This window comes from Citrobacter sp. CK181 (assembly GCF_030333595.1).
In the GTDB taxonomy this organism is placed as follows: Bacteria; Pseudomonadota; Gammaproteobacteria; order Enterobacterales; family Enterobacteriaceae; genus Citrobacter_B; species Citrobacter_B koseri.
This window is the reverse complement of record NZ_JAOWFN010000012.1, coordinates 66,131-85,679: the sequence shown is the minus strand read 5'-3', so window position 1 is coordinate 85,679 and position 19,549 is coordinate 66,131. Positions and strand designations below refer to the sequence as shown.

Annotated in this window: 19 protein-coding genes and 2 tRNA genes; 6 read left to right on the top strand and 15 right to left on the bottom strand. The window is 52.9% G+C overall.

Annotation, left to right across the window (positions count from 1 at the left end):
- Positions 1-5: 5 nt before the first annotated feature.
- Genes OGW17_RS09715 through OGW17_RS09700 form a run of 4 tightly spaced genes read right to left on the bottom strand, consistent with a single transcriptional unit; the run spans position 6 to position 3,105 of the window.
- Positions 6-683, bottom strand: a complete 678-nt coding sequence (locus OGW17_RS09715; protein WP_012132563.1) for an amino acid ABC transporter permease — start codon at positions 681-683, stop codon at positions 6-8.
- The gene (locus OGW17_RS09710) at positions 673-1,452 is read right to left on the bottom strand and encodes an amino acid ABC transporter permease (RefSeq protein ID WP_071258169.1); all 780 of its coding nucleotides are present in this window, start codon (positions 1,450-1,452) and stop codon (positions 673-675) included. Before OGW17_RS09710 ends, OGW17_RS09715 begins: the two co-directional genes overlap by 11 nt.
- Positions 1,452-2,270, bottom strand: coding sequence for an amino acid ABC transporter ATP-binding protein (locus OGW17_RS09705; protein ID WP_012132561.1), 819 nt, complete (start codon positions 2,268-2,270; stop codon positions 1,452-1,454). The genes OGW17_RS09710 and OGW17_RS09705 overlap by 1 nt, the downstream gene beginning before the upstream one ends.
- Before the next feature lies 1 nt (position 2,271).
- Positions 2,272-3,105: an ABC transporter substrate-binding protein gene (locus OGW17_RS09700; RefSeq protein WP_047457292.1), complete on the bottom strand. Its 834-nt coding sequence runs from the start codon at positions 3,103-3,105 to the stop codon at positions 2,272-2,274.
- Between the two features lie 304 nt (positions 3,106-3,409).
- Here OGW17_RS09700 and OGW17_RS09695 point away from each other — a divergent pair, with 304 nt between their 5' ends.
- Entirely contained in the window at positions 3,410-3,589 is a 180-nt protein-coding gene (locus OGW17_RS09695; RefSeq protein WP_024130375.1) for a hypothetical protein, read from the top strand.
- Between the two features lie 96 nt (positions 3,590-3,685).
- Here the strand turns inward: OGW17_RS09695 and OGW17_RS09690 are convergent, their stop codons facing one another.
- Both OGW17_RS09690 and OGW17_RS09685 read right to left on the bottom strand, forming a co-directional pair.
- Positions 3,686-3,826, bottom strand: coding sequence for a hypothetical protein (locus tag OGW17_RS09690; RefSeq protein WP_096753850.1), 141 nt, complete (start codon positions 3,824-3,826; stop codon positions 3,686-3,688).
- A gap of 135 nt (positions 3,827-3,961) precedes the next feature.
- Positions 3,962-4,864: an endonuclease/exonuclease/phosphatase family protein gene (locus OGW17_RS09685; RefSeq protein WP_071258167.1), complete on the bottom strand. Its 903-nt coding sequence runs from the start codon at positions 4,862-4,864 to the stop codon at positions 3,962-3,964.
- A gap of 243 nt (positions 4,865-5,107) precedes the next feature.
- Here OGW17_RS09685 and OGW17_RS09680 point away from each other — a divergent pair, with 243 nt between their 5' ends.
- Positions 5,108-6,046, top strand: coding sequence for an alpha/beta hydrolase (locus tag OGW17_RS09680; protein WP_071258166.1), 939 nt, complete (start codon positions 5,108-5,110; stop codon positions 6,044-6,046).
- A 72-nt stretch (positions 6,047-6,118) separates the two neighbouring features.
- On the opposite strand, the gene OGW17_RS09675 is transcribed toward OGW17_RS09680, so the two are convergent.
- The 4 genes from OGW17_RS09675 to mdtK form a co-directional block, all read right to left on the bottom strand.
- On the bottom strand, positions 6,119-8,419 hold the full coding sequence (locus tag OGW17_RS09675; RefSeq protein WP_049010736.1) for a TonB-dependent siderophore receptor: 2,301 nt from the start codon (positions 8,417-8,419) through the stop codon (positions 6,119-6,121).
- A 298-nt stretch (positions 8,420-8,717) separates the two neighbouring features.
- Positions 8,718-8,794: transfer RNA gene (locus OGW17_RS09670), tRNA-Val, on the bottom strand.
- A 4-nt stretch (positions 8,795-8,798) separates the two neighbouring features.
- Positions 8,799-8,875, bottom strand: a tRNA-Val gene (locus OGW17_RS09665).
- A 151-nt stretch (positions 8,876-9,026) separates the two neighbouring features.
- Positions 9,027-10,400, bottom strand: a complete 1,374-nt coding sequence (gene mdtK, locus OGW17_RS09660; protein ID WP_049011824.1) for a multidrug efflux MATE transporter MdtK — start codon at positions 10,398-10,400, stop codon at positions 9,027-9,029.
- Positions 10,401-10,616: 216 nt separating this feature from the next.
- On the opposite strand from mdtK, the gene OGW17_RS09655 reads away from it, so the two are divergent.
- The gene (locus tag OGW17_RS09655; RefSeq protein ID WP_012132549.1) at positions 10,617-11,258 is read left to right on the top strand and encodes a riboflavin synthase; all 642 of its coding nucleotides are present in this window, start codon (positions 10,617-10,619) and stop codon (positions 11,256-11,258) included.
- Positions 11,259-11,297: 39 nt separating this feature from the next.
- Here the strand turns inward: OGW17_RS09655 and cfa are convergent, their stop codons facing one another.
- Together cfa and punC are read right to left on the bottom strand one after the other, a co-directional pair.
- Complete coding sequence (gene cfa / locus OGW17_RS09650; protein WP_012132548.1) at positions 11,298-12,446, bottom strand: cyclopropane fatty acyl phospholipid synthase; 1,149 nt, start codon at positions 12,444-12,446, stop codon at positions 11,298-11,300.
- Positions 12,447-12,736: 290 nt separating this feature from the next.
- Positions 12,737-13,942, bottom strand: coding sequence for a purine nucleoside transporter PunC (gene punC / locus OGW17_RS09645; RefSeq protein WP_024130373.1), 1,206 nt, complete (start codon positions 13,940-13,942; stop codon positions 12,737-12,739).
- A 112-nt stretch (positions 13,943-14,054) separates the two neighbouring features.
- Here punC and punR point away from each other — a divergent pair, with 112 nt between their 5' ends.
- Positions 14,055-14,987, top strand: coding sequence for a DNA-binding transcriptional activator PunR (gene punR / locus OGW17_RS09640; protein WP_012132545.1), 933 nt, complete (start codon positions 14,055-14,057; stop codon positions 14,985-14,987).
- On the opposite strand, the gene purR is transcribed toward punR, so the two are convergent.
- Positions 14,984-16,009, bottom strand: coding sequence for an HTH-type transcriptional repressor PurR (gene purR, locus OGW17_RS09635; protein WP_012132544.1), 1,026 nt, complete (start codon positions 16,007-16,009; stop codon positions 14,984-14,986). The two genes, punR and purR, sit on opposite strands and share 4 nt — an antisense overlap.
- A 297-nt stretch (positions 16,010-16,306) precedes the next feature.
- Here purR and cydH point away from each other — a divergent pair, with 297 nt between their 5' ends.
- Both cydH and OGW17_RS09625 read left to right on the top strand, forming a co-directional pair.
- The gene (cydH, locus tag OGW17_RS09630) at positions 16,307-16,396 is read left to right on the top strand and encodes a cytochrome bd-I accessory subunit CydH (RefSeq protein WP_096753851.1); all 90 of its coding nucleotides are present in this window, start codon (positions 16,307-16,309) and stop codon (positions 16,394-16,396) included.
- 174 nt (positions 16,397-16,570) lie between these two features.
- Positions 16,571-17,737, top strand: coding sequence for an MFS transporter (locus tag OGW17_RS09625; RefSeq protein ID WP_071258165.1), 1,167 nt, complete (start codon positions 16,571-16,573; stop codon positions 17,735-17,737).
- Between the two features lie 46 nt (positions 17,738-17,783).
- On the opposite strand, the gene sodB is transcribed toward OGW17_RS09625, so the two are convergent.
- Both sodB and OGW17_RS09615 read right to left on the bottom strand, forming a co-directional pair.
- The gene (gene sodB, locus OGW17_RS09620; protein WP_012132540.1) at positions 17,784-18,365 is read right to left on the bottom strand and encodes a superoxide dismutase [Fe]; all 582 of its coding nucleotides are present in this window, start codon (positions 18,363-18,365) and stop codon (positions 17,784-17,786) included.
- 125 nt (positions 18,366-18,490) lie between these two features.
- Positions 18,491-19,312, bottom strand: a complete 822-nt coding sequence (locus tag OGW17_RS09615; RefSeq protein ID WP_047457273.1) for a C40 family peptidase — start codon at positions 19,310-19,312, stop codon at positions 18,491-18,493.
- Positions 19,313-19,549 lie beyond the last annotated feature (237 nt).

The window sequence follows — 19,549 nt, the reverse complement described above, 5'->3', positions numbered from 1 at the left end:
GCCGTTTATCGGATAGCGAATCGTCGACGGGTGAATCTCTCCAGGCCAAAACAGAGCAGGTAATAGACCAGTCCGGTAAAGATAAAAATGGCCGCCGGGTAAATCTGTACCCGGTTATTCACCTGACCGGCGACGGTAGTTAGTTCAGGAACATTGACGATAAACGCCAGCGACGTGTCTTTCAGCAGGCCGATAAAAATGCCGGTCAATGACGGCATTACATTGCGTAGCACCTGGGGAAGCAGAATGAGCCATAATGCCTGAAACGGGCGAAATCCCTGCACTACCGAGGCGTCGTACTGCCCGGCAGGAAGCGCGTTTATGCCGGCATAAACGGAGTGCATCACCGATGCCGCAGTAAACCAGGCCAGCGCCAGCGTGACGGTAACGGCGCCGGGAAGATCGCTTCCGGTAAGCATTGGCAGCAAATACCACATCCAGAAGATCACGAAGATCAGCGGAATGCCGCGAATAAATTCTGCCCAGAGAAACAGCCCATTACGGATAACGCCCGGAAATCGCCAGGCAAGACAGGCGAGAACCACCCCGCCGGGAAGCGCCAGCACGCCAGCACCCAGCGCCATCAACAATGTGAGGAGCACGCCGCCGGGTTGACCATCAGCAGCGCGTCCCCACAGCAGGTAATCCAGATTGTCGGTAATGACCGAAATATTAGCGATCATGGTGTGGACTCCTGAGGCTGAAAATACGCGTTTTGGGCTTCACTCTTTTGGCCGGGGCGGGGTTTAGCCGCGCCAGTAGCAGACCCAATACAATGCCGGTCAGCAAATAGAGCGCGGTGCCGACGGCAAAGGCTTCCAGAGCATGGGCGTTATAGCTTTCAATTTGTCGCACCTGATAGGTCAGTTCGGCAAAGCCGATACCGCTGGCAAGCGATGAGAGTTTCATCAGATTAAGGTATTGCCCCACGATGGGTTGCCAGGCGTTTGCCAGCCCCTGGGGGAGCAGAATATGGCGGAGGGTCGTCCACGCGGAAAAACCTTGCGATACCGCGGCCTCTCGCTGCCCGGCGGATACCGCCTGCAACCCCGAGGCGATCTCCTCAACCAGAAAGGCCGATGTGAATACCCCCAGCCCCCATGCGGAGCAGAGAAATTCTGGCGTCAGCCACCAGACATCGCCAGGCAGGATCGACCAAAAATGATCGGTATTAACGAAATCAATCACGCCACGGGGCAGAAAATTCCACGCTGCGAAGTACCAGAACATCAACTGCACAAGCAGAGGAGTATTGCGAAACAGCGAGACCCAGGCGGCGACCAGACGGCGACCGAATGCGTTGCCGGAGAGACGTAGCGCGAGCAGGATAATCGCCAGCAGTGTCGACAGCAAAACGCCTGCCAGCGTGACCCAGAGCGTGGTCAAAAAACCCGAGATGACCCATTGCAGAGGTTGCCCGCTCAGCACCCCCTGCCAGTCCAGAGTAAGCATTATAACGATGACTCCTGGTGTAACGGATCGAGCACTTTCTTCAGGAAGCGCTGGGTTCTGGGGTGCTGCGGACGGGTAAAAAATGCTTCAGGCGAGGCGACTTCCAGAATATCGCCGCCGTCGATAAACACGACACGGTCGGCAATTTCGCGCGCGAAGTGCATCTCGTGCGTAACGACGATCATGGTGATCCCGCTGTGGGCAAGATTTTTCATGACCTGTAAGACTTCGCCGATCATTTCCGGGTCCAGCGCGGATGTTGGTTCATCAAAAAGGATAATTTGCGGGGAGGAGGCCAGCGCGCGGGCAATGGCGACGCGCTGCTGCTGTCCACCAGAGAGCTGGGCGGCAAATGCGTCGGCTTTTTCAGCCAGACCCACCTGGTCCAGCAACTCGCGGGCTCGCTGCCGGGCGGCCTCTTTATTCCAGCCATGCACATACTCCAGCGCCAGCGTAATGTTCTGCTGCGCCGTCAGATGGGCGTAAAGGTTGAATTGCTGGAATACGAATCCAATGCGGCTGCGTAACTGGCGCAGCGCTGCGCCCTTGAGCTGACCAATGGGCTTATCGTCGATAAAAATATCGCCGCCGCTTAATGACTCAAGCTGGTTGATGAGTCGAATAAGCGTGGATTTTCCCGAACCGGATGGCCCAAGGATGGTAACGACTTCTCCGGGTTCCACCGTCAGATTGACACCGTTTAATACCCGGTGCCCGTCGTACTGTTTGATCACATCGCGCAGTTCAACGCGCGCCTGACGCAAATGCGTAAAATCCGCAGCCGAAGCTGCGGAGCGGGTAAACAAACCTGAGAGCATATTACTTCGCTTCTATTTTAAAGGCGCGCGGCTGTGGATTTTTGGTTTCGGGGCCGAACCAGACGTCATAGATTTTAGCCGCCTGTCCGGTGGACTCGAGCTTCAGCAGTTCATCGTTCACCGCCTTTAACAACGCGGGTTCGCCTTTTTTCACCCCGACGCCGATTTCCTCTTTGCTCAGCAGATCGGGTAGGATTTTAAAGTTGGCTTTGTCCGGCGCCCCGCTTAACAGGCCCGCCAGAATGGTGCTGTCCTGGGTGATCGCCTGAACGTTGCCATTACGCAGCGCGGTCAGCGCCAGCGGGATATCATCATAGGCCAGCACGCGGGATTGCGGGAAACGCTGGTGCAGCGCCTGTTCCCCCGTTGTTCCTTTCACCGCGCCAATTCGCGCGCGGCTGTACTCATCCAGCTTGTCGGGGGAGGTCGCCGGAACCAGGAATTGTTGCCCGGTGACAAAATAGGGAACGGAAAAGTCGATAACCTGGGCGCGCTCCGGGGTGATGGTAATATCCGCGACGATCAGATCGGCCTTACCCGATTGCAGTAACGGGATACGGTTGGCTGGGTTGGTGGCGACCAGTTCCAGTTTGACTCCCAACGATTTGGCCAGCGCTTCGGCAAAATCAACGTCGTAGCCAACGATTTTATGCGTTTGCGGATCGACGGAGCCAAACGGCGGGTTCGCATCGAACGTGGCCACTTTCACTACGCCGGCGGCTTTAATATCCGCCAGTTGATCGGCCTGGGCGGGTAACGCGGCAATACCGGATGCGAATAGCGCACTTAATGCCAGTAATGTTTTTTTAGTGCTGTGAATTGTCGTTGCCATCATCTTCTTTGATATCCCTGTAGAGACGCTAAATAATTCATGTCGCGGTCAAAAAGGCCGCTACATTCGCGACATGATTGGGTTTGTCTTTTTACGCTCCCACAACTCGCCGTCGTCACCAAATAAGAAAAGATTCTTATCTATATACAAAAAGATATTAGTAAAACAGATGTTAATGGTCGGTGAATTAAGATGGGATGGTCTAATGCAATAAATGCACAAGGATGGCAGGATTTCGTATTTCATTTTTTCACGCGAATGCGCTGCAATAAAACGCATCCAGCATACAGACAGAGGGGCGGAGAAGATGAATGGGTTTAAACGTCTTTGGCATACTGTGGTGAAGGCACGTCCACAGACCCGACAGTACGATGCGGAGCCTCATCTTCAGCGTATTGTTGAGTCTGTTCTTCCTGTCGCCAGCCTGTATGGCGTGGATATCGCCAACATTGATCCGGAGTGGTTCCGTGATAAAACAGAACGCTGAACATCGACAAACGCGCGAGGCATACTGGAACGAAATCTGCGCGCTTTCTGCGGCTTAATCCTGAATAAAAAAACCGGCATTACGCCGGTTCTGTCGTTATATTTTGCAGGCATCGCCGCAGTCATCATCCGCAATAACCGCCTGGGCTTTTTTATCTGCGTCTTCCACACGTTCAGCGTTACGCTCTTGCGCTTCCTCCAGCCCGTCAAAGACCAGATTGTCGAGATCAATATCCATCAATCACCTGTTTAGTTCAGTGTTTGCCAGCTTTCCAGTATAGGGCAAAATCTGTGATTGATGCACCTTGCGCTATTGGCGATCGGTGCGGTTGCCAGCAGGGAAAGTGGAAATCCCGCCATCCCTGCCAATAGGTTACTGCTCGGTGAGTTCCATATCCGCGATAAAGGGGAGATGATCGCTTGCCGACGACCAGGTGAAAGCAGGGGAGTTATGCGGAATTTCTATTTTCTTCACATCCCATTTTTGCCCCTTGAAAGTGAAGATGTGGTCAATATCAATCGCCGGGTTAACCGCAGGCCATGTACGATAATCCGTCCCCTGTTTCTCAACCGGATTAAAGAAATAGCCAATTTCTTTTAACGGCTGTTCGTCACGGGTAGAGTTGAAATCGCCAGCCAGAATTTTTATTGAAGAGGCGATATCTTTAAAATCGGATGACGCATCGCCAATACTGACATCCAGCAGATGGCGGACTTGCTCAATTCGCATGGTGGGATCTTTTTGCCAGTCAAGGTGGGTAACCATGACCAGTACCGGCGTATCGAAACCCGGAACCTCAATTTGCGCCAGTAATGCTACCCGTTGTTCTGCATCGCCTGAGGGTAAATTGATAACCTGAGTATGCTGAATTTTGTATTTCGATAAAATGCCGAGTCCGTATTCACCACCGTCAAAATCCAGCGCCTTACCAAAGGCATAGTGATAGTTATTTGCATCGGCGATCGTTTTCAATTGATCAATCTTTTGGCTTCTTGCGGTTTTATTATCAACCTCTGGTACCGCAATGATATCGGCTGCAATTTTTTTGATAGCGGCGTTAAGCGACGTAAAATCAGCTACATTTTCGGACGCTTCATTTTTGCCGATGTTATAGGTCGCAATTCTTAAATGAGGCTTGTTATTTTCATAAATCTTATCCGGGACACCGCCTTTCTGAACGGCGAGAATTTCATTACCGGCAAGTTTTTCACTGGCTATAGCGTGCGTGGAAAGGCAGCTTAGCGCGAGGAATGTCAGTGTAAAGATGTTTTTCATAACGAATAGAGGCCTTGTTTATTTGCTGTTGTCGCCACTATAACGCGCATAAAAATAGGTTACTGTGAGACTTTGCACAAACTTATATTGTTTTGCGAAATAAGTGATTAAAGTACATTCACCAGAATTTTAAATGTGAATGAAGGCCGTAACGGTTTACTTGACCCGCAGAGCCTTTCGGGTAACTGTATGTAATGTTGTAAAAATCTGAATTTCACCTGTAAAAAAAGGAATAACGAAGAGATGTATGGCCGTGAGTATCGAAACGGGTGTCGTCGCATGGCGCCGTTTTTAGCAATCTCTTGCATTACTTTGCTGTATGGCGCGAAAGGGTACGCCAGGCCGGATATGGAGCCGCTGGGACCGAATATCGCCGATCGGGGTTCCGCGTTTTACCATTTCAGGGTTGAAAATTTCGACTCCGCCGACGGAAAAAGGCATTACAAGGTCTGGACCGGCATTCCTGATAAAACGCCGCCAGCGTCGGGTTATCCGGTTCTGTATATGCTGGATGGCAACGCGGTGATGGACCGCCTGACGGAGGACTTGCTGAAACAACTGGCGGAAAAAACGCCCCCCGTTATTGTCGCCATCGGCTACCAGACCCACTTACCCTTTGATCTGAACGGCAGAGCCTATGATTATACGCCCGCGCTGGAAGTGAAAAGCGGGGCGGAGGGGCGCTACCGTCGACCGGGTGGCGGCAGTGGGGACTTCCGTCGACTGCTGGAGACGCGTATCGCGCCGCAAACGGAACAAGGGATCAACATCGATCCTGAACGACGCGGCGTATGGGGACACTCCTACGGCGGCTTATTCGTCCTTGATTCGTGGCTGTCGTCGTCATTTTTTCGGTTTTACTACAGCGCCAGCCCATCGCTGGGAAGAGACAATTCCTCGTTGTTAACCCGGTTAACCACAATGGATGCCGCGAAAAATTGCCATAAGCGTTTATTTTTCATGGAAGGTTCCGCTTCACCGGGGAAAAATGCGCAGACTCCGGTTTCCGATATCCTGAATAAAACCCGCGACGCCGTTTCCGCCCTGCAAAAAGACGGGCTTGCGGTTGCCTGGTGGAATTACCCGGGATTGACGCACGGGCCGATGTTCACCGCCTCTTTTCAGAGCGCGTTACTGAATATGAGCGCGGAGGAGACTCCCGGGGCAGCGCGCTGCGATTAACCGGGCAGTGAGTGAAGAGGGCGGCGGGAAGCCGCCCTTAGCCATTACGCTATGATGCGAGTCTGGTGGTCGTCAGAAGTGTAGCCCCACCTGCATGTAGTAGGTGCGGCCAGGTTCGTTATAGGTGTTCGCACCAGCTCCCCACAGATACGCGCCCGTGGTGGCGTTACCGGTGGTCTGGGCATTTCCTTCACGGAAGTGGCGCTTGTCGAACAGGTTATCGATCCCTGCGGTTACATCCACATATTTCGTCACCGCGTAAGTCGCACTCATGCCCACCAGCGCATAAGGCGATACCTGTCGGGTTTCGCTGCCCGAAGTGGGGTTCCCTTGATAAGTGTATTTTTTCGGTTTCTGGCGGCCATACCACGTCAGCGTACCCTGCACCGACAGATCGTTAGCGGCCTGCCACTCCAGCGTTGAGTTGATGGTGTATTTGGGAATAACCGACAGGTAATCTCCACTCTTCTTATTCTTGTTCTCGATGATATAGGTGAAGTTATTTTTCATCTTCAGCGTATCGGCGAGCGGGAAATTGAACGTCCCTTCCAGCCCCTGAACGACGGCTTTTGGCACGTTTTCCCATTGATAAATATTTGCGGAGGTGGCTTTGCCCGCAACCGAGTCACCGGCTGCAATCTTGTCATGGTAGTCGTTGCGATACCAGGTCAGCCCGGCCTGCACTTCATCATGATTATATTCAATCCCTACCTCTTTATTGACGCTGGTTTCTGCTTTTAGATCGCGGTTGCCTTGCAGATAGCAGGCGCCGCCGCCGTAGCATCCCTGGCCTTTACTGAACAACAGGTAATTGGGGTTGGTCTGATACAGATTTGGTGCTTTCCATGCGCGGGCAATACCCAGTTTTAACGTGAAGTCACCGCCCAGTTCCTGGGAGAGGTTCAGTGACGGACTCCAGTTACTGCCGCTAATACTCTGGTGGTTGAAGCGAATGGCAGGGGTCAGACGGGTGCTGTCCGTCAGTTCAAGGTTATCTTCCGCAAAGATGCCGTAAATATCCGCTGAGCTGTATTTGCTGCGCCCGGTATCGGCAATCCCCGGAACCGAGCCTCCGCCGGTGGTGGATTCGGTATTCGACGACGGATCTTTCATCGCCTGGTGGTTAAATTCTGCGCCAAAGGTCAGCGTCTGGCTAACCCACAGGTCAAGCGGGATATTCACTTCCGAGTGCAGGTTGGTGTCATACAACGAAATGGTCGAAAACCCTTCATTTGACGGGCTGAAAATCCCCGAGATGCCGCCAGAGAGGCCTTCATTGAGGCGGGTATTACGCGTTTTTTCAAACTGCACATAGTTATTGGTGGTGACGCCGCTGTCCCAGGCGCCGGTATATTTCAGGCTGAGCGTCTGGCGGTAGAGAACGTTTGTTTCTTTGCCATAATATTTTTTTACCAGCGCGTTGCTGTTGGTGTTTTGCGTATCACCGGCATACAGGTTGCCGTGGCGACTGTAGCCGGCCCCCAGTTCCAGCGCCTGCATCGGCATAAATTCCCAGCGCAGAGCTGAATTGATGTCTTTATTGATAAAACCTTCACGGCCAGCGGGGTAGCTACCGGCATAAGAACCGATACGCGGGGTCGTGTGGTTTTCGTTGATATCCTGGGCATCAGCCTGCGTTTTATTCCAGTTACCGTAAACTCGCAGGGTCAGATTATCCGCCAGCGCGCCGCTTAAACTGCCGTTATAGCGTTTGGTGCTGCCTTCGGATTTGTGCTGTGGAAAGTTGTAATAGGTATTTAAACTGCCGTGCCATTCGTCCGTCGCCGGTTTGGTGATGATATTGACGACCCCGCCCATTGCGCCACTGCCGTACATCGCGGCGGCCGGGCCACGGATGACCTCAATGCGCTCGATCATTTCTGGCGGCACCCAGTTGGTGTCGCCACGGGTATCGCGCTCATCGCTCCAGCCATAGCGCACCGAGTTGCGGCTGGAGACAGGCATACCGTCAATCAGAATCAGGGTGTTCTCCGGCCCCATGCCGCGGATATCAATCTGGCGGTTATTCCCGCGTTGTCCGCTGTTAGAGTTCCCGGTGAGATTGACGCCCGGCATGGTGCGAATGATCTCAGCGACGTCGCGCTGTATTGGCCGTTTTTTAATGGCCTCGCTGTCAATGATAGAGACGCCGGGGGCCTGGAGCGTCTGTTCTTTGGCCGTCACGACCATGGTTTCGCCGCTGTTTATTTCTTTGTCGCGGGCAGCCTGTTTCTCAGGTGGGTTACTGGCGTTTGTTTGTTCTGCTTTCTGGTTTGCCGCTGTTTTGATGTCGTCAGCCTGTACCGCAGGAATTGCCAGACTCCCTGCAATAAGCGAACTCAAAAGCGATAATTTATATGCCTTTTTTATCATGATATTAATCACTTGCCATTGTTAAAAGAAAAATTGCGTGAAATAACTTATTAGCAATATTTCTCATTTGCAACACAATAATGATTATCATTTACATTTTTGGTCGTACGAGCGCGCTGCCGTTAGCGGCAATTTCAGGTTATTAAATAGAATAAAATCAGTAAGATAATTAATATCAGGGCAGCAGGCGTGAAGGGACAGTTGCGGTTGTTGGTCTGTACAACGGTCAAACCATGAATTCAGGAAAGATTTGTGGGGGCAATGCGCTGTGGGAACAGTGTGCTGTATGGATAAAGAATGGTGCGTCTGAATGGACTCGAACCATCGACCCCCACCATGTCAAGGTGGTGCTCTAACCAACTGAGCTACAGACGCAGGATGGTGCGTTCAATTGGACTCGAACCAACGACCCCCACCATGTCAAGGTGGTGCTCTAACCAACTGAGCTATGAACGCAATGTTGCAGGTGACAACGGGGACGAATATTAGCGGCAGAGCCGGAATGAGGCAAGAGGGAAAACGTAATTTTCTTCCTGATTTCACTCGATTGCAGAGGAAACGCGCAAAATGTCGAGAGAATAGCCGCCGTTCGGCGGCTATTGCTGATTTATCGTGCAGCGCGCTGCAAAATAATCGCTGATGACTGGCGTTGCAGGTATCGCATACGCAGCATCATCATGATGGCCGCAGACGTCAGGCCGATAATAAAGCCCATCCAGAACCCGGCCGGCCCCATGCGATCCACCACCAGATCGGTCAGCGCGAGGATATAACCGCTCGGTAATCCCAGCACCCAGTAAGCTGTAAAGGTAATAAAGAAAATCGACCGCGTATCTTTATAACCACGCAAAATACCGCTGCCGATAACCTGGATCGAATCGGAAATTTGATACACCGCCGCCAGCAGCATCAGTTGCGCGGCGAGCGTGACCACTTCAGGATTGTCGTTATAGAGCAGGGCGATAGGCTCACGCAGCGTCACGGTAAAAATTGCGGTGATAACGGCCATGCAAACCCCGACGCCCAGTCCGGTTCTGGCGGCTGTCTGGGCATCCAGCGTTGAGCCCTGGCCAAGTCGATAACCCACGCGGATGGTAACCGCAGCCGCCAGCGACATCGGCAATACGAACATCAGCGAACTGAAGTTCAGGGCAATCTGGTGGCCTGCGACATCCACAATACCCAGCGGTGAAACCAACAGCGCCACCACGGCAAACAGGGTGACTTCAAAAAACAGCGCCAGGGCGATCGGCAAACCTAGCTGTACCAGACGTTTCATGACATCCGTATCCGGCTTGCTGAATCCGCGCTCGTTGCGAATATCGCGCATTGAACGCGCACGTTTCACATACGAGGCCATCGCGATAAACATCACCCAATAGACCGCCGCCGTGGCAACGCCGCAGCCCACGCCGCCGAGTTCCGGCATGCCGAAGTGACCGTAGATGAATATATAGTTCACCGGAATGTTGACCAGCAGGCCAAGGAAGCCTATGACCATGCCGGGTTTGGTTTTTGCCAGACCTTCGCACTGGTTACGCGCAACCTGAAAGAACAGGTATCCCGGCGCGCCCCACAGGAGCGCGCGAAGATAGCCCACGGCTTTATCCGCCAGCGCAGGATCAATGTTATGCATAGAACGGATAATGTATCCGGCATTCCATAGCACAAACATAATGAGAACGGACACACAGCCCGCCAGCCAGAAGCCTTGTCGCACCTGGTGAGCGATGCGTTCGCGGCGGCCAGAGCCGTTGAGCTGCGCGATAACCGGGGTCAGAGCCAGTAACAACCCATGACCAAACAGAATGGCGGGCAGCCAGATGGATGTGCCGATAGCGACGGCAGCCATATCCGTGGCGCTGTACCCGCCAGCCATCACGGTATCGACGAATCCCATCGCGGTTTGGGCGATTTGCGCAAGAATCACCGGTATTGCCAGAGCCAATAACTGACGCGCTTCACTGATATACTTTTGCACGTATACACCATTATTTGTTGTTATTTGAGAGACTAAAAAAGCCGCCTTAAATGGCAGCAAGAAGAAAATGCAGGGGAAATTTCAGTCTATTGTAGCGAGGAATACGTAATTCTCCAGTGAAAAAACAGGTGCTTTTAGCGCTTTGCTGGCAACCTGATTTTCCACCTGCTATTGTGCTGGGCAGAGATGTATTAACTGATTTCAGGAGTTGCAGGTATGTTTACAGGTATTGTGCAGGGCACCGCGAAACTGGTGTCGATTGATGAAAAACCGAATTTCCGCACGCATGTCGTGGAATTACCTGAACACATGCTGGACGCGCTGGAGACGGGCGCATCGGTGGCGCACAACGGCTGTTGCCTGACCGTCACTGAAATAAACGGTAATCAGATCAGCTTTGACCTGATGAAAGAGACGTTACGCATTACCAATCTTGGCGATCTGAGCGTCGGCGATCTCGTTAACGTGGAGCGTGCGGCGAAATTCAGCGATGAGATTGGCGGGCATTTAATGTCGGGTCACATTATGACCACGGCTGAAATTTCGAAAATTCTGACCTCTGAGAATAATCGTCAGGTCTGGTTTAAAGTTCAGGACCCGCAGCTGATGAAATATATCCTGTATAAGGGATTCATCGGCATCGATGGCATCAGTCTGACGGTAGGGGAAGTGACGCCAACGCGCTTTTGCGTTCATCTGATCCCGGAGACGCTGGAACGCACCACGCTGGGTAAGAAAAAACTGGGTGCTCGCGTCAATATCGAAATTGATCCGCAAACCCAGGCGGTTGTTGACACCGTCGAGCGCGTGCTGGCGGCACGGGAAAGCGCGGCGAACCTGCATGCAGGCGACGCGTAACCCGACGTAAAAACCCCCGCAGCGCGGGGGTTATCAGGATTAGCGGGGAATACGCAGGCCGTGTTCGACGCCGCGAGAAAAAACCACCTGCCATAGCTGTATATCACGGGCGCGAAACGCCCCGGCGCATGCATTCAGATAATAACTGAACATGCGTTTAAACCGTTCGGTGTAATTATCTGCAATTTCCGGCCAGCCGTTGATAAAGCGAGAATACCAGGCCATCAGGGTGGTGTCGTAATCTGCGCCAAAGTTGTGCCAGTCTTCCATCACGAAATGCGATTCGCTGGCATTCGCAATCTGGCGAACAGACGGCAGGCACCCGTTCGGGAAAATATACTTATTGATCCACGGGTCGACATTATTATCCGTCTTTTTGGAACCGATAGTATGGAGCAGGAAAATACCGTCCGGTTTCAAATTACGGTCGACCACTTCAAAATAGGTTTTATAGTTCTTCGGCCCGACGTGTTCAAACATACCAACGGACACAATGCGATCAAACTGATCGTTAAGGTCGCGGTAATCCTGTAGCCGAATAGAAACGTCCAGACCTGCGCAACGTTCCTGGGCCATCTTTTGCTGCTCGGCGGAAATCGTGACGCCAACGACGCTGACGTCATAATTGGACGCCATAAACTGGGACAAGCCACCCCAGCCGCATCCGATATCCAGCACGCGCATACCCGGCTGCAACTGTAGTTTTTCACAAATGAGCTTCAGCTTCGCTTGCTGGGCGGATTCCAGTGTGTCGGCATCTTTCCAGTAAGCGCAGGAATATTGCATATACGGGTCGAGCATGCGGGAGAAAAGATCGTTGCCGAGATCGTAATGTTCTTTCCCGACTATCCAGGCGCGTTTTTTACTTTGTAAGTTGAACAGGCGTGCGCCCGCGATACGCAGCGTATCTTTGAAATGGTGGGGGAGTTGGTTTTCGAGCCCGGCTCGTAAGACTTTACTAAAAAACATGTCCAGTCGGTCGCATTCCCACCAGCCATCCATATAACTTTCACCTAACCCCAGTGATCCTTCCTGTAATACACGTTTGAAAAAATCGGGGTTTTTAACACGAATATCCGCTGGGGCAGTGCCATTGATGGCGATACCCGCACGGCCCAGCAATTCGTTGGTGATACGATACCAGTCATCATCTGGTACGCTGACTTCTTCTATACACGATGAACTCATAGCTTCTCCATCACTTGGTCGGTGATCAGAACCTTAAAACAGCGTAGACGCTTTTTGGGCTTTGTGAGAAATCTCACGGAATAATTCCGCGAGTCTATTATCCGACGTAGAACAGAGGAAGGGAGGAACCCTTACCGAAAAGGCCATCCGTGGTGAAACGGGAACGCTCCGGTTCCCGTTAACGCATAATAATTATCGTAATATTAACAACCGAAATTTAGTATAGGCCTCAAAATTCGATGATACAACCGAAAATTGTTAGCGAGCTAATTACCTGTTGTTGAACATTTTTAGTGAGATTCGCTGTGCGCAACTTCGGTGTTTGCTGCGCGCGCGGCCGGTTCCTGCGCCTGAAGTTGCAGCCAGTATCCCAGCGCCGCCAGAGCCACCGTCGACAGCATTACGCTGGTGGTGGTAAGCAGCGGCGTACTGATCAGCCACGAAACGACCAGGCTTGCCAGGAAACACAGACCCAGTTGCAGCGTGTTCTGTAAGGCTGCTGCGCGTCCGGTCGCTTGCGGGAAGGGGCGCAGCGCCTGGGCGACCACGATAGGGTAGATCGCGCCGTTCGCGATAGCCATCACACAGAATGGAATCAGGATCTCTGTCAGCGAAACATGGCTGATGAAACTGGCGCCCCAGGTGGCGACCACGCTCAGCGCATAGAGAACCAGTAACCAGGGCAACAGCTGTTGACCCTGCCATTTTTGCAGCGCCGCGCGGCAACCGTAACCGCCCACCAGGAACGCGATGGTCTGCGGTACATAGCTCAGGCCAATCACCGCCGGGCTATAGCCCATTTCGCTGAGGATAAACGGGGAACCCGTCAGCCAGGCAAAAAAGCTGGCGGAGCAGGCGGCGTAAATCAGGACGTTGCCGCGATAAGTTTGTGAACGCAGCAGGCTGGCGAAGGTCAGTTTTTCCTGGCTGTGGTCATGTGCTTTTGTTGTTGGCTTTAAGCGTAAGGCGGGCAGCATCAATATCAGCGTAATGATGAACAGCGTGGCAAAAATGGCCTGCCAGGAAAAATGCGTCAGGATCCAACTGCCGAGTAAAGGCGCAAGGGCGGGCGATAAACCGACCAGCGGCATAATGGTGGCGAAGATGCGATTAATTTTTTGCGTTGGATAATAATCCGTCACCAGCGCCTGCCAGATCACCGTAGCGGCACAAACCCCCACCGCCTGAATAAAACGCAGTACCAGCAGTCCGGTAGCGCTTTCGACCCACATCATCCCCAGACTGCCCAGTGCGAAGATGGAGAGACCCAGCAGCAAAATGGGTTTACGCCCGTAACGGTCTGACAGCGGCCCCCACAGCAGTTGCGCGACGGCGAAACCGGCCAGGAACAGACTGAGGCTGGCGCTGACAGCCGCCGCCGGTGTTTGCAGGTCGGCCTGAATTGCCGCGAACGCAGGCAGATACATATCTGTTGCCAGAAAGCCCAGCACGCTGAGACCCGCCAGCCAGACTAAAAAACCTTTTCCGGGTTGCATAATTGTTTCTCTTTTCCAGAAGTAAGACATTGCCGCTGAGTGTAGGGAGTGAAATTCTGCTTGTGAAACGCTAATATTTGGCTACTGGATTCAAAATTTTTGCAGGCAGAATATGTGGTCAGAATATTCACTCGAAGTGGTTGATGCCGTTGCCCGTAATGGCAGCTTTAGTTCTGCGGCGCAGGAGTTGCACCGCGTGCCTTCTGCGGTGAGCTACACCGTCCGTCAACTGGAGGAGTGGTTGGCGGTGCCGCTTTTCGAACGACGCCATCGGGACGTTGAACTGACCCCCGCCGGGGCATGGTTTTTAAAGGAAGGGCGCTCTGTTATCAAAAAAATGCAGATCACCCGGCAGCAGTGCCAGCAGATAGCCAACGGCTGGCGGGGGCAACTGGCGATTGCGGTCGACAATATTGTTAAGCCGGAGCGCACCCGGCAGATGATTGTTGATTTCTATCGTCATTTTGATGATGTGGAATTGCTGGTATTTCAGGAAGTATTTAACGGCGTCTGGGATGCGCTGTCGGACGGGCGCGTGGAGCTGGCTATCGGCGCGACGCAGGCCATTCCGGTTGGAGGACGCTACACCTTTCGCGATATGGGGATGCTGAGCTGGAGCTGCGTGGTCGCCCGCCATCATCCGCTGGCGTCAATGGCTGGCCCGCTCAGTGACGACACGTTGCGCAACTGGCCGTCGCTGGTCCGGGAGGATACCTCGCGTACGCTTCCGAAGCGCATCACCTGGCTGCTGGATAACCAAAAACGCGTGGTGGTGCCGGACTGGGAATCTTCAGCGACCTGCCTTTCCGCGGGACTGTGTGTGGGAATGGTGCCGACCCACTTTGCTAAGCCGTGGATCGACAGCGGGAAATGGGTGGCGCTACAGCTTGAGAATCCGTTTCCTGATGCGGCGTGCTGTCTGACGTGGCAGCAGAACGACACGTCGCCCGCGCTGGCCTGGCTACTGGACTATCTGGGCGACAGCGAAACGCTGAATAAAGAGTGGTTACGGGAGCCGGAAGAGGCTCCCGCAGAAGGGGATTAACGGCGATAGTCGCGGAACGGGCCATCGGCGACAGAGCGCCGCTCAATCAGACGCGGATGCACCTCAATGGACTGCGACTCTTCGCGTTTATTGACGATACGGTCAAGCAGCATATTGAAGGCCGTTTCACCCAGAGAATCTTTCGGCTGGTGAATCGTCGTCAGCGCAGGCGTAAAGTAACGCGCGTTGCGCACGTTGTCGTAGCCGATGACCGAGATATCCTGCGGTACGCGCAGCCCCATCTCGTCAGCGGCGCACAACGCGCCCATCGCCATAATGTCGCCACCGCAGAATACGGCCGTCGGGCGGTGAGACTGGGAGATCATTTGCTGCATCGCGCGGTAGCCTGATTCCGGCTCGAAATCACCCTGAACGATCCAGTTTTCCGGCACGTTTATCAACGCTTCTTCCATCGCTTTCATAAAGCCAGCCAGACGACCTGCGCCGGTGTTGCGTTCCATCGGGCCGGGAATCACGCCAATTTCACGGTGGCCGCGTTCAACCAGATAACGACCGGCCATATAGCCGCCTGCAAAGGCGTTATCAATGACCGTATCGGTAAAGTCCGCTTTGGCTTCGCCCCAGTCCATCACCACCATCGGGATATGACGATACTCTTCAAGCATAGAGAGCAGGGACTCAGGGTATTCGGAACACATGACCAGCAGGCCATCCACGCGCTTTTGCGCCATCATGGAGAGGTACGCGCGCTGCTTTTCCAGGTTGTTCCAGGCGTTGCCCAGAATCAGCGTATATCCTTTCTGGAAGCAGTTCTTTTCAACGGCTTCGATAATTTCAGCAAAATAGGCGGCTTCGCTGCTGGTCGCCAGCAAACCAATCGATTTGGTGTGGTTAACCTTCAGGCTGCGGGCAACCGCGCTGGGAGAGTAGTGCAACTCTTTAATGGCTGCCCATACCGCGTTGCGCGTCTCTTCCGCAACGAAGCGCGTTTTGTTAATTACGTGTGATACGGTTGTAGTGGAAACGTTTGCTCGCTTCGCCACATCTTTAATTGTTGCCATTACATCTCACTCCAGACCATATCCTGAACTCCTGAAAATACTGTAAGTAAACGTTTGCCTTTACACACCTTGATCGCAACGTCAGGGTTGCGGCACGCCGGGAAAACGACACGGAACATCAGGAAGGGGGCAATGGCCGGTACGCTAATCAAGTAAGCGTGGAATTTTGTCTGATCTTGACGAAAAGGGGAAGAGTTAAAAGCGCTTATCAATATAAATCATGGGAGATTTTTGCATTCAAGTGTGTAAAAATGCGCAATATCACTTTTTGTGTGGGAATAAAAAGGAGAAAACTTGATGAGCACCGATCTGAAATTTTCGTTAGTGACCACCATTATTGTGCTGGGCCTGATTGTCGCGGGCGGTCTGACAGCCGCACTGAACTGATTTACCTCTGAGGGAGAGCATTCTCCCTCTGTCTTTCCTCTCTCTTCTTCCTCATTTTTAACCAAATCGTAAAAGTCTTTTGCTATTTTGCTTACTTTATTAGTTTTGTGATTGATGTCATGCTTTTGACTCTTTTGCGTGCCCCGTGACGGCACGAAGCTGCGGAGTCGATGTATGAAAATAAATTATCCCTTACTGGCGCTGGCAATTGGCGCATTTGGTATTGGAACCACCGAGTTCTCTCCTATGGGCTTGTTGCCCGTTATCGCTCGCGGCGTGGATGTCTCGATTCCTGCGGCCGGAATGCTAATCAGCGCGTATGCCGTTGGTGTGATGGTCGGCGCGCCGTTGATGACGCTGCTGCTTTCCCATCGCGCACGTCGTAATGCGCTTATTTTTTTGATGGCGATTTTTACTCTCGGAAATGTGCTGTCGGCCATCTCGCCGGATTACACTACGTTGATGCTGTCGCGGATTCTGACCAGCCTGAATCACGGCGCTTTCTTCGGTCTGGGGTCGGTGGTGGCGGCCAGCGTCGTCCCCAAACATAAACAGGCCAGCGCGGTCGCCACCATGTTTATGGGGCTGACGATCGCCAATATTGGTGGTGTTCCTGCGGCGACCTGGCTGGGGGAAACCATTGGCTGGCGTATGTCCTTCATGGCGACGGCGGGGCTGGGCGTAATTTCAATGATTAGCCTCTTTTTCTCGTTGCCGAAAGGCGGGGCGGGAGAGCGCCCTGAGGTGCGCAAAGAGCTGGCGGTGCTGTTGCGACCACAGGTGTTATCGGCATTACTGACCACTGTTCTGGGCGCAGGCGCGATGTTTACGCTCTATACCTATATCGCCCCGGTGCTGCACAGCATTACGCATGCAACGCCTGCTTTCGTTACCGGTATGCTGGTACTGATTGGCGTTGGCTTTTCTATCGGCAACTACCTGGGGGGAAAACTGGCGGATCGTTCGGTTAACGGCACCCTGAAAGGATTTTTGCTGCTGCTGATGGTGATTATGCTGGCGATCCCGTTCCTGGCGCGCAATGAAGTGGGCGCCGCTATCAGCATGGTGGTATGGGGGGCGGCGACGTTCGCGGTGGTTCCGCCTTTACAAATGCGCGTCATGCGGGTTGCCAGTGAAGCGCCAGGCCTCTCTTCATCGGTCAATATCGGTGCCTTTAATCTCGGTAATGCGCTTGGTGCGGCGGCGGGGGGCGCAGTGATTTCCGGTGGTTTGGGCTACAGCTTCGTACCGGTGATGGGGGCGATTGTGGCAGGGCTTGCGCTGTTGCTGGTCTTTGTCTCTGCGCGCAGACAGCCTGAAGACGTTTGCGTGGCGAGCTAAGCGCAGCATTAAAACGCAGAAGGGACTCCCTTCTGCGTTATTCTCTTTATGCCGCGAAGTTTTTCGCCACAAAGTCCCAGTTTACCAGCGCCCAGAAGTGCTCCAGGTAGCCAGGACGGGCATTGCGGTAGTCGATATAGTAGGCATGTTCCCACACATCAACGGTCATCAACGGCGTGGCGTCGGTGGTCAGCGGCGTACCGGCATTCGACGTAGAGACGATAGCCAGTTTCCCATCCGTCCCTTTCACCAGCCAGGTCCAGCCGGAACCGAAGTTCTTAATTGCGGCGTCGGTGAACTGCGCTTTGAAATCGGCAACGCTGCCGAAGGACGCGACAATGGCGTCAGCCAGTTTACCCGTTGGTTCGCCGCCAGCATCAGGTGCCAGGCAGTTCCAGTAGAAGGTGTGGTTCCAGACCTGGGCCGCGTTATTGAAGACGCCGCCTTCAGCGCTGCGAACGATCTCTTCCAGTGATTTCCCCTCAAACGGCGTGCCTTTGATCAGGTTGTTAAGGTTGGTCACATAGGTCTGATGATGTTTGCCGTAATGATATTCCAGCGTCTCAGCAGAAATGTGCGGTGCAAGAGCATCTTTGGCATACGGTAATGCAGGTAATTCAAACGACATTGCTTCTCTCCTTATATTTATATTAGGTGCGCACAATAACCTTATTGTACGTAAGGATAGGGTAGCAAATTGAAAGGTGATACAAAAGAAGAACTTACCCTGTAGCCATACTACAGGGTAACGTTTTATCGAATGGTTTTCGGCGTCATGACCCGGCGTGCGCCCACGTAATGGCGCTGCCAGTAATCTTCGCTAAGAGAGGTAATCTGTATTTCCTGACCGCTGCGCGGAGACTGAATAAATTTGCCGTTGCCAACGTAAACGCCAACGTGATCGGCGGTACCGCGACCCTGGGTACGGAAGAACACGAGATCGCCATTTTTCAGTTCGCCACGTTCAATCGGCGCGGCATCGCGCAAATGGTACATTTCATTTGCAGTACGCGGGATGCGGAATTTCACCAGATCCTTATACGCGTAATAAACCAGACCGCTGCAATCAAAACCGGTTCGTGGAGACGTTCCGCCCCAACGATACGGTTTGCCAATCTGATTCATTAATTTATTCATCGCCGTGTTGGTGGCTTTCTGCATTTTCGCTTTATGCGCATCGGCAATGGCAAGCGGGGCGCCTTTTACTTTGACACAATGCGGCTTACGACCCTTGCGCGGCGTACATTTTTCCGTCCAGGTTACGGCGGCGGTTTGTGTAGTGGCGGGTTTGCTACGACGGCTTGCGGTTTTGCTGGTTTTGGTGGTTTTCGCAGGGGAGGCAATACGTTTTTTCGATGTGGAGGCCGTTTTACTTTGGGTTTTACTCACGGCTTTTTTTGCAGTCTTCGTTTTTTTCTTGCTGGTCGCGGTGTTCTTCTGCTTATCTGCCGTTTTCGTGACATGCGCGGCAGGCGTCGCCCTGGCTTGCCGGGAGGCATGCGCCATTGACGTAAAAGGGAGCGTGGTAAAAAGCAAAGCACAGAGCGTGATCGAGATCCGGTTTATCCGCGCCACTGAGCAATCCTCTGGTTAAGGGCAGGTCGAATTCATGCCTGCGTATGATTTACAAAACGCATCGATTCTAATCTATAAAATCCCCGGAAGTTAATAGCTTTTGTCATCTAAAATCGCGTTTCGTTATTGAGTGCAAAAAAAAGCAGCAACAAAAGCGGAAACGGGTCAACAGATAAACAATTCCATACTGTTTAAGTGGATAAGAGATATTTAGAATGCAACTTCAGGCTTCAGAAG

Coding starts and splice junctions, on each gene's coding strand:
- OGW17_RS09715 (WP_012132563.1), bottom strand. CDS start 683: ATGATCGCTAATATTTCGGTCATTACCGACAATCTGGATTACCTGCTG.
- OGW17_RS09710 (WP_071258169.1), bottom strand. CDS start 1,452: ATGCTTACTCTGGACTGGCAGGGGGTGCTGAGCGGGCAACCTCTGCAA.
- OGW17_RS09705 (WP_012132561.1), bottom strand. CDS start 2,270: ATGCTCTCAGGTTTGTTTACCCGCTCCGCAGCTTCGGCTGCGGATTTT.
- OGW17_RS09700 (WP_047457292.1), bottom strand. CDS start 3,105: ATGATGGCAACGACAATTCACAGCACTAAAAAAACATTACTGGCATTA.
- OGW17_RS09695 (WP_024130375.1), top strand. CDS start 3,410: ATGAATGGGTTTAAACGTCTTTGGCATACTGTGGTGAAGGCACGTCCA.
- OGW17_RS09690 (WP_096753850.1), bottom strand. CDS start 3,826: ATGGATATTGATCTCGACAATCTGGTCTTTGACGGGCTGGAGGAAGCG.
- OGW17_RS09685 (WP_071258167.1), bottom strand. CDS start 4,864: ATGAAAAACATCTTTACACTGACATTCCTCGCGCTAAGCTGCCTTTCC.
- OGW17_RS09680 (WP_071258166.1), top strand. CDS start 5,108: ATGTATGGCCGTGAGTATCGAAACGGGTGTCGTCGCATGGCGCCGTTT.
- OGW17_RS09675 (WP_049010736.1), bottom strand. CDS start 8,419: ATGATAAAAAAGGCATATAAATTATCGCTTTTGAGTTCGCTTATTGCA.
- OGW17_RS09655 (WP_012132549.1), top strand. CDS start 10,617: ATGTTTACAGGTATTGTGCAGGGCACCGCGAAACTGGTGTCGATTGAT.
- cfa (WP_012132548.1), bottom strand. CDS start 12,446: ATGAGTTCATCGTGTATAGAAGAAGTCAGCGTACCAGATGATGACTGG.
- punC (WP_024130373.1), bottom strand. CDS start 13,942: ATGCAACCCGGAAAAGGTTTTTTAGTCTGGCTGGCGGGTCTCAGCGTG.
- punR (WP_012132545.1), top strand. CDS start 14,055: ATGTGGTCAGAATATTCACTCGAAGTGGTTGATGCCGTTGCCCGTAAT.
- purR (WP_012132544.1), bottom strand. CDS start 16,009: ATGGCAACAATTAAAGATGTGGCGAAGCGAGCAAACGTTTCCACTACA.
- cydH (WP_096753851.1), top strand. CDS start 16,307: ATGAGCACCGATCTGAAATTTTCGTTAGTGACCACCATTATTGTGCTG.
- OGW17_RS09625 (WP_071258165.1), top strand. CDS start 16,571: ATGAAAATAAATTATCCCTTACTGGCGCTGGCAATTGGCGCATTTGGT.
- sodB (WP_012132540.1), bottom strand. CDS start 18,365: ATGTCGTTTGAATTACCTGCATTACCGTATGCCAAAGATGCTCTTGCA.